This is a genomic window from Exiguobacterium sp. s131, from assembly GCF_018617345.1.
Classification (GTDB): Bacteria; Bacillota; Bacilli; order Exiguobacteriales; family Exiguobacteriaceae; genus Exiguobacterium; species Exiguobacterium profundum.
The window spans coordinates 788,326-803,710 of sequence record NZ_JACSJX010000001.1 but is presented as its reverse complement, the minus strand read 5'-3'; the positions used below and the strand labels follow the sequence as shown (position 1 = coordinate 803,710).

The following is a 15,385-nucleotide window of genomic DNA, read 5'->3' as shown; positions in this document are numbered from 1 at the left end:
TTTGCGTGTACCATAATGCTAAATTCTAAAAACACGAAAGATGGAGGGGAATTTATATGTTCCAAACGACATCGTACTCAGGTGATTTGACAGCCGGTTACGAACTATTAAACAAGCAACTCGCCGCATTATTAGAGGGCGAAACAAATACAGTGGCCAACCTTGCCAACGCCAGCGCTTTACTCAACCAATTTTTAGATCGGATCAACTGGGTCGGATTCTACGTGACTGATTCTGAAGACAGTTTAATCTTAGGACCATTTCAGGGACTCCCGGCTTGCGTTCACATCGCGTTCGGTAAAGGGGTTTGTGGAACTGCGGCAGCTACACAAGAAACACAGCTCGTGGCCGATGTTCATCAATTCCCTGGTCATATCGCATGTGATGCGGCTTCGAATTCTGAAATCGTCGTCCCTCTCGTACGTGACGGGAAAACAATCGGCGTGCTCGATATCGACAGCCCGGAGTTCGACCGTTTCTCAGAAATCGACCGTCAAGGACTCGAACGTTTTTGCGAAACACTTCTTCGCTATATTTGATTGACAAGAGATGGTATTCATCGTATACTCATCTTTGTGCATGAAATGACGATAGCAGTCACAGACAAACGTATCCACCTTTCGGGCCTCGACTTTTGTCGGAGGGGCATCTCGTAGCTTCGCTATCAAGTGAAGGTGCTTGCACCTAGAAAGGGGCGTTACTCGTCTTTGACACCGTTGTTCTTTTGTGCAAAATACATGAACAACAAGGAGGAGTCCAATCATGGCTCGTTACACAGGTCCAGCTTGGAAACTCTCGCGTCGCTTAGGCATCTCGCTTAGCGAAACGGGTAAAGAATTAGCAAAACGTCCTTACGCACCAGGTCAACACGGAAATGGTCGTAAGAAAATCTCAGAATACGGTCTTCAGCTTCAAGCGAAGCAAGCACTTCGTCACATGTACGGAGTGAACGAGAAGCAATTCCGCCGCATCTTCAACGATGCTGGTAAAATGCCAGGCATCCACGGTGAGAACTTCATGTTCTTGCTCGAATCACGCCTTGACAACCTCGTTTACCGTTTCGGCCTCGCTCGCACACGTCGTGGAGCACGCCAACTCGTCAACCACGGTCACATCACTGTTGATGGATCACGCGTTGACATCGCGTCTTACCGCGTAAAACCAGGTCAAGTTATCGCTGTTCGTGAAAAGTCGAAAAACGTAAAAGCAATCGCTGAAGCACTTGAAGTAGCACCAGCTACAAAAGACTTCGTATCGTTTGATGCTGAGAAACTCGAAGGTACATTCGTACGTCTCCCAGAACGCGCTGAACTCAACGACCAAATCAAAGAGCAACTCATCGTCGAGTACTACTCACGTTAATGCTTTTTATCCCCTTCTTCACGAAGGGGATTTTTTATTTCTTCAAAATCTCTTGTCGAATGCGTCCCATTTGCGTATCGAGGGCATCCGCCATGAGTGACGCTTCAATCAGCTCTTCTTTCGATGATTCTGGCACGGCATGTTGATATTTGTACTGAAGCTTATGTTCCGTTGCCGCCCAAAAGTCCATGGCGAGTGTCCGAATCTGAATCTCCGCAGGCACCCAGATGATTCGTTCTGCCAAGTAGACTTTCGTTTTCACGATGAGATGTAAGCTCCGATACCCGCTCGGTTTTGGATGTTTGATGTAATCTTTGATTTCGATGATATCTAAATCATCTCGCGCATCTAGATGACGCAAGATTTCATAAATATCGTCGCGGAAGCTCGTAACAATCCGAATGCCCGCCACATCGTGCACATGTTCCCAAAGCGCCGAAACTTCCAAAGGCAAGTCTTTCCGTTTCATCTTGCGCACGATGGACGGCAATGTCTTCATTCTCGTCTTCACATGTTCAATCGGTGAATACCCGAGTCTCGTCTGCCAGTCCAAGTCGATGATCCCGAGATCGCTTTCAAGTTCCGTGATCGCCATTTCATAATAACGAAAGTGTTCGCGCCATTGATGGAACTGCTCACCGAAAAATTCTTCTATCTCCATCGTCATCCCTCCTATGTTCCCATTTTAGCAAATCCGAACCGCACGTCATGTATAAAAAAAGTCCATTCCTCAACAAATGAGGAACGGACATCGTGATTATATGTGACGAATCACAAAGTATTTCTTCTTACCACGGCGAATGATGGTGAATTCACCGAGCGTGTCTTCGCGCGTAATCATTTTATCGAGCGCTTGTTCACGTTCGCCGTTCAAGTAAATCGCTCCGTTCGTCACATCTTCACGTGCCTGACGTTTCGATGGTGAGATCTTCGCTTCGACGAGGAGGTCGACAAGGTTGCGTTCACCGTCAAGTTCGAATTGCGGCATGCCTTTAAACGCATCTTCCATATCTTCCGGTTGAAGCGACGTCAAATCTCCGCTAAAGAACGCTTTCGTGATGCGCTCCGCTTGTTCAAGTCCTGCTTCACCGTGGACAAGCTTTGTCATCTCTTCTGCGAGTCGGCGCTGTGCCACGCGCTTTTCAGGCGCTTCTGTCACTTCGGCTGCAAGTGCCTCAATCTCTTCATGCGACATGAACGTGAAGTATTTGATGAACTTGATGACATCTGCATCGTCGACGTTGATCCAGAACTGGTAGAACTCATATGGCGACGTCTTATCCGCATCTAACCAAACTGCACCGCCCGCTGTCTTCCCGAACTTTTGTCCGTCCGACTTTGTGACGAGTGGCACGGTGAGACCGAACGCTTTTTCAGAGTGACCAAAGCGACGAATCAATTCAAGACCTGCCGTGATGTTCCCCCATTGATCACTTCCACCGACTTGAAGACGACATTTCTCTGTCTCGTATAGTTTCAAGAAGTCGTAAGATTGGAGCAACATGTAAGAGAACTCTGTATACGAGATCCCGTTCTCCATACGTGAATCGACAGAGTCTTTCGCAAGCATGTAACTGATTGGGAAGTGCTTCCCGATGTCGCGCAGGAAGTCGATGATTGACATCTCTTCCGTCCACTCGTAGTTGTTGCGAATCGTGATTGGGTTCTCCCCTTCAAGTGGAAGGAATCGGCTCAACTGATCCTTGATGCGATCGGAGAAGAGCTTGACCGTATCCAACGTGTTTAGTGAACGTTCATCCGAACGACCTGACGGGTCACCAATCATCCCTGTCGCCCCACCGACGAGCGCGATGACCTGATGGCCGGCCTGCTGGAAACGTTTTAGCGTCAAGATCGGGAGCAAGTGCCCGATGTGAAGCGAGTCCGCTGTCGGATCAAATCCCGTGTATAACGTCGTCGGTTGCTTGAGTTGTTCTTTTAATCCTTCTTCATCTGTCATTTGGTTGACAAGTCCTCGAAACTCTAAATCGTTTAATAGTTCCATTTGTTCCACTCCTTCGATTGACATAAAAAAACGTCCCTTCTCATATGAGAAGGGACGGAGATTCCGCGGTACCACCCTACTTGTCGCAATTTGCGACCGCTTGAGCGAGAGATAACGGTCTCGAACCGGCCCGAAGGCACGCTCTAAAAGTGTAATTCATCGATTGACATTGGCTAGTTCACAGCAACCACTAGCTTTCTGGTCAAGAGGCCCGTCGACTACTTCGCTTTCTTCACAGCGTCATTATCTTGTTGACTATGCTATTCATTTTATAAGCATCGTTTTCAACTTGTCAACTCTTACAATGAAACTTGCACGAGACTTCGGTTTCGAGGTAAGGTGTAGGTTGAATTGTGCTATAATCGAATATATTACTGTCTAAAATAGTTTTACACCATATTTAAGGAGGCTGTCATGCTGCAGAAGATTCGAGACTTATGGAATAATCCGACGTCATTGAAAGTACGTCGTTATGCCAATGTTATGTATGATGTGTCGTGGAACGTCCTACTCCTGACCATCATTTCTGTTGTACTCATCGGGTTTTTAGGTGCTGGAATTGGTGTCGGATATTTCGCGTCACTCGTCAAAGATATGCCGACCCCGGCTTATAAAACGATGACTGCGCAAATCAATACGTATACATCGACTTCCAATATTTACTTCGGAAGCGGGGAGCGCATCGGGAACTATACGACCGATGAGGTACGAATCCCGATTCCAGTAGAAAAAGTTTCTCCATATGTTGTCGATGCACTACTTGCGACGGAAGATGTCGAATTCTATGAGCACGATGGCGTCGTTCCAAAAGCGACGTTACGCGCTATTTTACAAGAAGCAACAGGATCTGAAGATCGCACGGGTGGTTCAACGTTGACGCAACAATTGATTAAAAACCAAATGTTGACGAACGAAGTATCTTTCGAACGGAAAGCAAAAGAAATATTACTCGCCCTTCGTCTAGAGAAGGCGATGGACAAAGATGAAATTTTAAACGCCTATCTGAACGTTGTCTCATTCGGACGTAACTCGATGGGACGTAACATTTCAGGGATTGAGGCCGCCGCTCGCGGTGTGTTCAATACTTCGGCAGAGAAATTGACACTTCCACAAGCTGCTTTCCTTGCCGGTATCCCAAAAAACCCATTCTTCTACACACCTTACTATCAAGGTGGCGTCATCAAAGAGGACGTATCGGGTGCGGTTAACCGAATGAAAACGGTATTGAACCGCATGTACGTTGCAGGAAAGATCACGAAAGAAGAATATGATGCCGCTTATAACTACGACATCACACAAGACTTCATGCAGACTCAGACGAAGCCTCGCGACAAATATCCGTACGTGGTAGACGAAGCAGAACTTCAAGCACGCCAAATCGTAACGGATTATCTATTGGAGCAAGATGGGATTGAAATCAATGAGTTGAGCTCGGAGGAACAGGACTCTGTCCGTTCGACTTATGCGAAGCGTGCTCATAACATGTTGCGTCAAGGTGGGTTCAACATCCGTTTGACATTGGATAAAGAAATTCACGAAGCGATGCAACAACCGGCTAAAAACGCTGGCAACTTCGGACCGAATCAAACGATTGAAGATGAGAACCGCACACTTCCTGAACAAACCTCTTCTGTCATGATTGAGAATAAGACCGGGAAAGTACTCGGATTCGTCGGAGGTCGCTACATCAATGGCAAGACCGACGATTTGAACCGTGCTTTCTGGGCAGAACGTCAAATCGGATCGACTGCAAAACCGATTCTTGTCTATTCAAATGCGATTGAAGCTGGCATGATTACACCTGCCACTCAAATCATTGACGAGGAGTATTTCTATAAGTTTACTGGTCCCGGACAACCGAAGAAACAAGTTCAAAACGAAGGGAAAACGTATCGCGGTGCTGTCACAGTACGCGATGCGCTCAAGCTCTCCTTGAACGTTCCGGCTGTTAAGATTTATGAAGAACGTAACCAAAAACCTGCTGATACTCAGAAATTAGTCGACATGGGAATTCCGGTATCTGAAGGAAACCGTTATGCTTCAGCGATGGCACTCGGTACCGGGGAAGTCAAGCCTATCGATTTGGCCGCCTCTTATGCGATGCTAGCAAATTACGGTGAACACGTGGAGCCACACTTCATCCAAGAAATTGAATATCAAGGTGAAGTCATTTACGAAGCGAAGCCGAAGAAAACGCGTATTTTCACAGAACGTACCTCTTATCTCGTGGTGGATATGCTCCGCGACGTCTACACGTCAGGTACTGCGACATATGCACAATCATTGCTCAGCGTTCCTGGCGATTGGATGGGTAAAACCGGTACAACGAACGATCAACGTGATTCGTACTTGGTCGGGTCGAACCCGAACGTTACACTCGCTGTCTGGTCAGGTTATGATTCACAACGCCTCTCAATGCTAGATGGTTGGGATTATGGACGTTACTATCAACGGACACAGCGCATCTGGTCGCAAACGATGAATCGTGTCTATGCGGATGACCCAGAAGCTCTAGGCGTCAGCGCACGCTTCTCACAACCTTCAACCGTCACTTCGAAAGACTTCCAAGACTCAGGTTCATTCTCTGAGAAGAAGAAAGTAGAAGAGAAAGAAAAAGAAGAGGAAGAGAAGAAGAAAGAAGAAGAGGCCAAGAAAGAGGCCGAAGAAGCAAAGAAAGAAGCTGAGGAGAAGAAACAAGAGGCTGCTGCCGATGCTGCCGCTAAGAAAAAAGCTGAAGAAGAAGCTAAACAAAAAGCAGACGCCGAAGCAAAGAAAAAAGCTGAGGAAGACGCGAAGAAGAAAGCTGAAGAAGAGGCTAAACAAGAAGCCGAACAACAAGCTGAAGAAGAAGCCGATGCTGATGCTAACGGTGAATAAACAAAGGGTCGACACACGATGTGTCGACCCTTTGTTTATCTTAATCTTCCATCGTCGAGAGGTCACCTGTTTCAAGATTCAATTCCCAAGCCTTCAAGACGCGACGCATGATCTTCCCGCTTCGTGTTTTCGGCAACTTGTCCTTGAATTCGATCTCACGTGGTGCTGCATGCGCAGCCAATCCTTCTTTGACGAACTGCTGGATTTCTTGTTTTAACTCATCAGACGGTTCATAACCTTTACGTAGCGCAATGAACGCTTTGATGATTTCACCTCGGACCGGGTCCGGTTTTCCGATGACACCCGCTTCAGCCACAGCCGGATGTTCCACGAGTCGACTTTCCACTTCAAACGGTCCGACCCGTTCTCCTGCTGTCATGATGACGTCGTCGACCCGACCTTGGAACCAGAAATAGCCGTCTTCGTCCATATAAGCAGAATCACCTGACACATACCAATCTCCCCAGAAGTAACTCTCATACTTCGCATCGTTCTTCCAAATCTTCCGCATCATCGACGGCCAAGGCGTCTTGAGTGCCAAGTTTCCCATTCGGTGTGGTGGAAGTGGTTGACCCCGGTCATCCAAAATAGCCGCTTCGCAACCTGGGATCGGTTTCCCCATTGAGCCCGGTTTGATGTCCATCGTCGGATAGTTACAAATCATCATCGCACCGGTTTCTGTCATCCACCACGTATCATGGATTCGAAGATCAAATGCTTCGTGTCCCCAACGAATGACTTCTGGATTTAGCGGCTCACCGACGGATAAAATATGACGAAGTGAAGACAAATCATACTTCTCAAACGCTTCATCGCCAGCGCCCATGAGCATGCGGAACGCCGTCGGGGCACTATACCAAACTGTCACGCCAAACCGTTCAATGACCGAATACCAAAATTCAGGATTGAAGCGTCCACCAACGATGACGTTTGTCGCACCATTTAAGAAAGGCGCAAAAATACCGTAGCTCGTCCCCGTCACCCATCCAGGGTCAGCCGTGCACCAGTAAATGTCATCCGGTTGAAGATCGAGTACCCATTTGCCGGTCATCATATGTTGAATCATCGCATTATGGACGTGGAGAACCCCTTTTGGTTTTCCTGTTGAGCCCGATGTATAGTGTAAAATCAGACCGTCTTCACGGTCGACCCACGTCAATTCGAGATCTGTCGTCGCATCGTTCGCCAGTTTACGATAATCGAGCACCTTTTCCGACTCTTCGACATCGTCCCCAACGAGTAGAATTGTCTCTAAATGAGGCAACTGATCGACCGGAATGCGCGGCAACAGTTCTTTCGTCGTCACAATCACTTTCGCTTCCGAGTCGAGCAAACGGTCGTGAACCGCCTGTTCCATGAACGCCTCAAACAATGGACCGACGATGGCCCCTCGTTTGATTGCACCGAGCAAAATAAAATAAAGTTCTGGCTGACGTGGCATAAAGATAAAGACGCGGTCGCCTTTCTCCACACCAATCGACTTCAGAACATTACCAGAACGATTACTTTCTTTCTTCATATCCGCATACGTGTACCGCTCTTCTCGATCCCCATCGAAATAAAGCAGTGCCACTTTTGTCGCCAATTCACTTTCCGCATGGCGATCGATGGCTTCATATGCCAAATTGACTTTCCCCGTCAAATTCCATGAAAACAATGCTTCTGCTTGTGTCCATTCAAACGACTGACAAGCCTCTTCATACGACGCTAATTGATGTTCCCCTGTTAACGCTTTCAATTTTTCCATCGCTAAAGATTCGCCTCCCCTGTAAAGATTGGTATAACCACTTTCAGTATAGTGTTAAAATTATGACAAATCAATGAATTTCCAATTCCATCAAAACAGGATGATTCCAGCTTGATGAAAGCGCTATAATAAGAGATGGAAAAGGTGGTGACCCTATGGAAAAACAATATCATTCAAAAGTATGGCAGACCTCACAAGGTGACGTCACGATTGATGGTCCGGTGGCGCCTGACGTGTTACGGACGTATCGTCTTGATGAAGGATTGACAGCTTTTCGTGAACCGGAAGATCAGCACGAAGCACTCGTCGATATTGCTGGGTTAAAAGAAGGAAGAATCATCGTCGCCAGGCAAGACGATCTCGTGATTGGATACGTGACTTTCCTCTATCCTGACCCGTATGAGCGTTGGAGTGAAGGAAACGACCCATACATCCTTGAACTCGGGGCAATCGAGGTGAGTCCTCGCTTCCGTGGTCAACGAATCGGGAAACAATTACTCGAAGTATCGATGATGGACCCACATATGGATGACTTTTTGATTTTGACGACCGAATATTATTGGCACTGGGATTTGAAAGGTAGTGGACTCTCGATTTGGGATTATCGAAAAGTCATGGAGAAGATGATGAATCACGGTGGACTTGTTTTCTTCCCGACAGACGATCCTGAGATTGCCTCCCATCCTGCCAACTGTTTGATGGCTCGTATCGGAAAAAACGTACGACAAGAATCAATCGACCATTTTGATTCACTTCGTCTTCGCCGACGATTTATGTACGACTAAGGAGGGATTATATGTTAATCGAACAGATGATGAATCGACATGTCGTGACGATTCAACCGACCAATACGATTGCCCATGCCGCAAAATTAATGCGTGAACATCGTGTCCGACATTTGATTGTGACAAATCCCGCTCGACAAGTCGTCGGGATTGTCGGCCAATTCGAGATGAGTGGTGCGACGAGCGTCTTTCATCCCGAAAGTGAAAACGCAGACTTTCAAAACCCTGTATCGAGCATCATGCGATCCGAGGTACCGACAGCGCATCCATTCGATTTCTTTGAAGATGCAGCTGCGTTATTTTACGAAAACCGGCTAACCTGTCTCCCCATCGTCGAACAAGGGAAACTCGTCGGTGTATTGACAGAGACCGATTTATTACGTTACTTCGTGCAATTGACAGGCGCACTCGAACCGAGTTCGCAAATTGAAATTCTCGTCGAAAATACGACCGGCACACTCGAAAAAGTGACCCGACTCCTCGCCAAAACAAACGTCAATATCATCAACGTCTTCGTTCATCCGACGAGCGATCCGTATAAACGTATCATCTCTTTCCGCGTCCAGACGATGAACCCGCTCCGAATCATCGAACGGTTGAAACGTGAAGGGTATGATGTCCTCGGTCCGGAGATGTCACGATGAGACCGATTTACATATTTGGCGAAGACGAGACGTCTTATCGCTTTCATGAGGATCACCCGTTCAATCCGTTACGACTGGAATTGACGACATCCCTTCTGATTGCAGCCGGAAAACTCTCCAAATCGGAATGTGTGTCTCCTCCACTCGCTTCGGTTGAAGCGTTAGCGCTCGTTCATGACTTTGACTACATCGAAGCCGTACAAGCTGCGGCGGCAGGAGAACTTTCTACGCTGAAAGCGAATAAGTTTGGTCTCGGTACGGAAGACACTCCCATCTTTCCGACGATACACGAGGGAGCCGCACGGCTTGTCGGTGGGACGATTCATGCGCTCGATCTAGTTGCGAGCGGCAAAGCAGAGCGAGCCTTCCATGTTGGGGGCGGTCTACATCATGGAATGCGGCGCAAAGCATCAGGATTTTGCGTCTATAACGATGCGGCCGTCGCCATCGCACATGTGAGAAAACAATACGGGTCGCGCGTTCTCTATGTAGATACGGATGCGCATCATGGGGACGGGGTCCAATGGCTCTTCTATGACGATGATGATGTGATGACTTTATCCATACACGAGACAGGTCGCTATCTCTTCCCGGGTACCGGAATGGTGACAGAGCGAGGGAATGGGAAAGGATACGGCTATAGTTGGAACGTACCAGTCGATGCGTTCACCCAAGATGACTCATTTTTGACTTGCTATGAGACCGTTTTACGTGAAGCGTGCGAATGGTTCAAACCTGATATCATCCTGACTCAGAATGGTGCGGATGCCCATGTCTTTGATCCACTCACCCATCTCGCATCAACGATACGGACGTTCGAACAGATTCCCCAAATCGCTTCACGTATGGCAGACGAGTATACCGATGGTCGTCTCGTCGCACTTGGTGGCGGCGGCTATGACTGGTATCGAGCCGTTCCTCGCGCCTGGGCACAAGTGTGGGCCGGTCTGACGAGAGAGACACCCTATGCCGGAGATATCCCGACCGAGTGGATTGAGCAATGGTCCGATGTCGCTGGTCAACCGTTACCCACTCGGTGGGACGACTCTCTTTACGCGTTTGATCATATCCCGCGGCGTCAACAAATTGAAGAAAAGAATTGGGAAGTCACGAAGCGTGCCTTTTGGCCGTTCATCTCGAATGATCGAAAATCGATTTATTTATAAATAAAGCTGCCCGTTCATCTCAAAAATGGATGAACGGGCAGCTTTTCTTTTAGTCCTGACGAAGCGAGTCACGGCGTTCGATTCGGTGAGGAAGCACGACGTTTTTCTCTTCGATTTCTTCCGCGTTCAAAATCTTAGTCAAGAGACGCATCGCGACGGCTCCGATATCGTACATCGGTTGAACGACCGTCGTCAACTTCGGACGAATCATCGTCGCGAGGCGCGTGTTATCGTGACCGACGACTTCGAAATCGTTTGGAACAGAGTAACCTGCATCTTGAATCGCATGGATGACCCCAAGTGCCATTTCATCCGTCCCTGCGAAGATGGCTTTCGGACAATCGTCACGTTGCAACATTTTTTGCATCGCCTCGAGACCAGACGCATACGTATAATTTCCGAGAATCATATTGTTCTCTTGGAAAGGAAGGCCTGCATCTTCAAGAGCACGGCGGTAACCGGCAAATTTCTTCTCGCCATTGATTTGTTGCTCGAGTGGTCCAGTGATGAATCCAACACGGTCATGTCCGTGGTTGATCAACATCTGAGTCGCGTCATACGCCGCTTGCTCATAATCGATATTGACAGCCGGGAGATCATATCCTTGGTTCAATGTCGCTGCGAGAACGATTGGAACTGGTGATTTTTTGAACTCTTCCACGAGATCTTCATGCAAACGTCCACCCATGAAGATGATACCGTCCACTTGTTTACCTAATAGCGTATTGAGTAAATGGACTTCCTTGTCACGACTCGAATCTGAGTTACCAAGGATGATGTTGTATTTATACATCGTCGCCACATCTTCGATACCTCGCGCCAAGTCGGCAAAGAAGATATTCGAGATATCCGGTACGATGACACCGACCGTTGTCGTTTTCTTGCTTGCTAGTCCACGTGCGACGGCGTTCGGACGATAACCAAGACGGTCAATCGCATCCTGTACCTTCTTGCGTGTTGTCGGTTTGACGTTCGGGTTTCCGTTGACGACACGAGAGACGGTCGCCATCGACACCCCGGCCTCTCGTGCCACATCATAGATTGTTACGTTGTTACTATTCATAAACTACTCCTCCTACAAGTCCTGATTTTCAAAAAGTTTTCATAAAACGTCTTAAAAAAGGAAGACAGGTATCTGTCATCCATTTACCCTGTCTTCATGCGATATAAAACGTTTCCATTTGGAAAGCTTACTTTTTCACCAAATCAAGTTGGGGAAACTGGACCGTGAGTCCTTCCACAAATTGATCGAATTGATCGAAGTCCAATTGTTGTTGCGCGTCCGAGAGGGCAATCGCCGGATTCGGGTGCACTTCTACCATCACACCGTCAGCTCCGATTGCAAGGGCCGCTTTTGCAGCTGGCAACAATAAATCACGACGACCTGTCGAATGCGTGACGTCTACCATAACAGGCAGATGCGTCTCTTGCTTCAAAATCGGCACAGCGGTAATGTCCAACGTATTGCGTGTCGCACGTTCATACGTTCGAATTCCCCGCTCGCACAAGATGACTTGGCTGTTCCCGCTCGCCATAATGTACTCTGCCGCATAAATGAACTCTTCGATTGTAGCGGATAATCCGCGCTTCAACAAGACCGGTTTGTCTGTCTTCCCAACTTCTTTTAACAAATCGAAGTTCTGCATGTTGCGAGCTCCGACTTGAATGATGTCAACATACGGTAACGCCGATTCCACTGCGCCAGGAGTCATGATTTCTGTGATGACTCGTAGGTCATGTCGGTCAGCTGCCGTCTTTAACAGTTTCAATCCCTCAAAACCTAAGCCTTGAAAATCGTAAGGTGACGTACGTGGTTTATAAGCACCGCCTCGCATGATTTTAACACCAGACAATGCAAGCTTTTCTGCGACCGCATTCACTTGTTCGAAAGACTCTACGGCACATGGTCCTGCAATCAATTGTGGACGGCCGTTTCCGATCGTCACATCTTTCATATGGACCAACGTGTCTTCCGGTTGACGTTTACGCGAAACGAGAAGCGTTTTATCTCGATCTTCTCCTTGTAATTCAGCAGACGCTTTAAAGACTTCTTTAAAGATATGTTGAAGACGTGACGTTTCAAACGGCCCTTGGTTTGATGCGGCAATAAAATCAAGCATCTCTCGCTCTCGGACCGGATCATAACGTTCGACACCTTGAAGACGTTTAATTTTTCCAATTTCGACGGCAAGTGTACCGCGCCGACTAAGCAAGTCGAGCATTTCATGGTTCAATTCATCCATTTCTCGACGTAATCGATTCAATTGATCTTGTGGACTCATAGTTTCCCTCTCATTCCTAAGCCGTTCTTTCCAGATTCCTAATTATATCGAACTTTGTGCGCTTTGTCATAAGGAAACCTTCTACGTCACAAAATCACCAAAAAAGGACCGAATCCATTCGGTCCTTACGAATTACTCATTTTTTTTTAAGTCTTTCTTTAAATCTTCTAGTTCTTCTTTCGATTCCTCGTCGAGCAACTCATTGACAGGTGCTTCGAGCGAATCGTCAGACTCTGAATCCGATGCGTTCGATGGCTTTTCTTCTTCAGCCGCGCGGTCCATCTGTTCCTTCACTTCCGATTCTGCTTCCGCAACGAGTTGATCTGCTTTTTCCATCGCCTCTTCAATCGAAAGCTCATCTTCATCGATTTGTTGCTTCAATTCTGCAGCTTCGCGTGCCTTATCTTTTACGATATTGAGGACAGGTGCCGCCTTATCGCTCGCCACTTTAATCCATTCCCCGAGGACCGGTTCTGCTTTCTCACGCATCTCTTTCGATTTGACAGTCAGGCGCTCTCGCGATGTTGACGTCTTCTCATCAAGGTACGTCCGGACTTCACGTCCGTTTTTCGGAGACGTCAATAACGCGACTGCCGCTCCAACAATCCCTCCGAGAATGACACCCGTCAAAAATCCGCTACTTGATTGATTCTGTTCTGTTGATTGCTTTTGGTCTGTCATGTGTGAGTTCCTCCCCGAGATTAACTTATTTGATCGTATCATCCGTTTGAATCAAATCAGGTGATACAGGTGTTTCTGCTTTCTTCTCGCGTCGTGTGCGACGACGTGGACGTTCTTTTGTAGTAGAAGATTCAGGTTTGTTCTTCTTGAACAATTCGACCGCAACCGATCCCCATCGGACGGCTTGCGCAATCTGTTCTTTGTTTTCGTCCGCTGCCGAATGGACAGAAGTCGAGACGGTACGAACAGACTCGGTTACCTCGTTCAATGATGTCCCTAGCTCATCAAGCGCATGAGCGACAGGTGCGAGCAATTCTGTTTTTTCTTCGACGTTGTCCACGAGACGGTTCGTCTTATGTAAGAGCGCCGTCACTTCCATCGTGATTCCATCGAGCTGGCGTTCTAAATTTTCGGTCGTATTGGCGACACTTCCGAGTGTACGATTTACATTCGACAAGACACGCGCCAAGAAGATGACGAGTACGACAAACGCGAGCGCCGCAATTAGCCCAGCGATGCCTCCTAATGTGATCTCCATTCAATCCATTCCTCCTATTCAATCGTTTCTTGTTTCATTATAGCACCATTATGACTGAAAAGATTTGCTACAACCGTTTTCGCCATTCGGTCTGATTATTCCTTTACCCGTTTTTGTGTTTTCGATTACACTAAAATAGAAATTCATAAAAAAAATTAGGGGTGATCGTGTGAGAGATCCAAGAATTACACAATTAGCTGACGGTTTAATCAATTATTCCGTCAAGCTACAACCGGGGGAAAAGGTATTAATTGAGAACTTCGGCGTCGAAGAGTCGCTCGTTGAAGCACTCGTCGAAAAGGCATACGAAGCAGGGGGACATCCTTTCGTTCTCTTAAAAGAGAGCCGTATCTTACGTAAGTTGTATACAGGTGCAAGCCGTGAACAACTCGAACTGATGGCCGACATCGAACGTAAACAGATGCAAGCAATGGATGCTTACATCGGCTTACGTGCTGGTGATAACATTAACGAGTTGTCAGACGTTCCAAGCGAACAGCAAAAACTTGTCGGTGCCACACTTGGGAAAATGCATACCGAAGACCGTGTTAAAGGAACGAAATGGGTCGTTCTCCGCTATCCATCCCCATCGATGGCGCAACTCGCTGGAAAATCGACAGAAGCGTTCGAAGACTTCTATTTCAATGTCTGTACACTCGATTACGGAAAAATGGACCGTGCGATGGATGCGCTAGTCGAGTTAATGAATAAGACAGATCGCGTGACATTGAAAGGACCAGGTACCGATCTTTCATTCTCGATTTTAGACATCCCAGCCATCAAGTGTTCTGGTCAGATGAACATTCCGGACGGTGAAGTGTTCACAGCACCGGTCAAAGACTCGGTCAATGGTGTCATCACATACAATACGCCATCTCCATATCAAGGCTTCACGTTCGAGAATGTAAAGTTGACGTTTAAAGACGGGAAGATTGTAGATGCGACAGCGAACGATACAGAACGGATCAATGAGGTGTTCAACACGGATGAAGGTGCGCGTTATGTCGGTGAGTTTGCCATCGGTGTGAACCCATACATCCAACATCCAATGAAGGATATTCTCTTCGATGAGAAAATTGATGGAAGCTTCCATTTCACACCTGGTCAAGCGTATGATGAGGCTTATAACGGCAACAACTCATCTGTCCACTGGGATCTCGTCAACATCCAGCGCCCGGATTACGGTGGCGGCGAAATCTGGTTCGACGATTTGCTCATCCGAAAAGATGGACGTTTCGTCATCGATGCGTTGCTTCCGCTCAATCCAGAAAACTTGAAATAATATAAAGAATGGTGCG

General features: G+C 47.4%; 14 protein-coding genes and 1 other annotated feature. Of the genes, 7 read left to right on the top strand and 7 right to left on the bottom strand.

Annotated features, from left to right (window positions below):
• Positions 1 to 56 precede the first annotated feature (56 nt).
• Positions 57 to 539, top strand: a complete 483-nt coding sequence (locus tag KNO69_RS04200; protein WP_012726740.1) for a GAF domain-containing protein — start codon at positions 57 to 59, stop codon at positions 537 to 539.
• A gap of 223 nt (positions 540 to 762) precedes the next feature.
• Complete coding sequence (rpsD, locus tag KNO69_RS04195; protein WP_031423120.1) at positions 763 to 1,362, top strand: 30S ribosomal protein S4; 600 nt, start codon at positions 763 to 765, stop codon at positions 1,360 to 1,362.
• A 34-nt stretch (positions 1,363 to 1,396) separates the two neighbouring features.
• On the opposite strand, the gene KNO69_RS04190 is transcribed toward rpsD, so the two are convergent.
• On the bottom strand, positions 1,397 to 2,023 hold the full coding sequence (locus tag KNO69_RS04190) for a GTP pyrophosphokinase (protein ID WP_214816231.1): 627 nt from the start codon (positions 2,021 to 2,023) through the stop codon (positions 1,397 to 1,399).
• Between the two features lie 96 nt (positions 2,024 to 2,119).
• Positions 2,120 to 3,367, bottom strand: coding sequence for a tyrosine--tRNA ligase (gene tyrS / locus KNO69_RS04185; RefSeq protein ID WP_214690721.1), 1,248 nt, complete (start codon positions 3,365 to 3,367; stop codon positions 2,120 to 2,122).
• A 47-nt stretch (positions 3,368 to 3,414) separates the two neighbouring features.
• Positions 3,415 to 3,612 (bottom strand) — a binding site (T-box leader).
• A 169-nt stretch (positions 3,613 to 3,781) separates the two neighbouring features.
• Here tyrS and KNO69_RS04180 point away from each other — a divergent pair.
• Entirely contained in the window at positions 3,782 to 6,244 is a 2,463-nt protein-coding gene (locus KNO69_RS04180) for a transglycosylase domain-containing protein (protein WP_214781576.1), read from the top strand.
• A gap of 40 nt (positions 6,245 to 6,284) precedes the next feature.
• Here KNO69_RS04180 and acsA read toward each other — a convergent pair whose 3' ends face one another.
• A complete protein-coding gene (gene acsA, locus KNO69_RS04175; protein ID WP_074036486.1) occupies positions 6,285 to 7,991 on the bottom strand; it encodes an acetate--CoA ligase in 1,707 nt (568 codons plus the stop codon).
• A gap of 155 nt (positions 7,992 to 8,146) precedes the next feature.
• Here acsA and KNO69_RS04170 point away from each other — a divergent pair, with 155 nt between their 5' ends.
• From KNO69_RS04170 to KNO69_RS04160, 3 genes are read left to right on the top strand one after another with little or no spacing between them, the layout of a single operon-like run.
• On the top strand, positions 8,147 to 8,776 hold the full coding sequence (locus KNO69_RS04170; RefSeq protein ID WP_078147204.1) for a GNAT family N-acetyltransferase: 630 nt from the start codon (positions 8,147 to 8,149) through the stop codon (positions 8,774 to 8,776).
• Positions 8,777 to 8,787: 11 nt separating this feature from the next.
• A complete protein-coding gene (locus tag KNO69_RS04165; protein WP_012726747.1) occupies positions 8,788 to 9,420 on the top strand; it encodes an acetoin utilization AcuB family protein in 633 nt (210 codons plus the stop codon).
• Complete coding sequence (locus KNO69_RS04160) at positions 9,417 to 10,586, top strand: acetoin utilization protein AcuC (protein WP_074036482.1); 1,170 nt, start codon at positions 9,417 to 9,419, stop codon at positions 10,584 to 10,586. Before KNO69_RS04165 ends, KNO69_RS04160 begins: the two co-directional genes overlap by 4 nt.
• A gap of 49 nt (positions 10,587 to 10,635) precedes the next feature.
• On the opposite strand, the gene ccpA is transcribed toward KNO69_RS04160, so the two are convergent.
• The 4 genes from ccpA to KNO69_RS04140 all read right to left on the bottom strand — a co-directional run bounded on the left by ccpA (position 10,636) and on the right by KNO69_RS04140 (position 14,087).
• The gene (gene ccpA, locus KNO69_RS04155) at positions 10,636 to 11,649 is read right to left on the bottom strand and encodes a catabolite control protein A (protein WP_214816228.1); all 1,014 of its coding nucleotides are present in this window, start codon (positions 11,647 to 11,649) and stop codon (positions 10,636 to 10,638) included.
• 127 nt (positions 11,650 to 11,776) lie between these two features.
• Entirely contained in the window at positions 11,777 to 12,868 is a 1,092-nt protein-coding gene (locus KNO69_RS04150) for a bifunctional 3-deoxy-7-phosphoheptulonate synthase/chorismate mutase (protein ID WP_074036479.1), read from the bottom strand.
• 132 nt (positions 12,869 to 13,000) lie between these two features.
• Positions 13,001 to 13,549: a YtxH domain-containing protein gene (locus tag KNO69_RS04145; RefSeq protein WP_214816225.1), complete on the bottom strand. Its 549-nt coding sequence runs from the start codon at positions 13,547 to 13,549 to the stop codon at positions 13,001 to 13,003.
• Between the two features lie 25 nt (positions 13,550 to 13,574).
• Complete coding sequence (locus KNO69_RS04140) at positions 13,575 to 14,087, bottom strand: DUF948 domain-containing protein (RefSeq protein WP_074036477.1); 513 nt, start codon at positions 14,085 to 14,087, stop codon at positions 13,575 to 13,577.
• A 169-nt stretch (positions 14,088 to 14,256) separates the two neighbouring features.
• Between KNO69_RS04140 and KNO69_RS04135 the strand changes: the two genes are divergently transcribed.
• Positions 14,257 to 15,369, top strand: a complete 1,113-nt coding sequence (locus KNO69_RS04135; protein WP_159562548.1) for an aminopeptidase — start codon at positions 14,257 to 14,259, stop codon at positions 15,367 to 15,369.
• Positions 15,370 to 15,385: the final 16 nt, after the last annotated feature.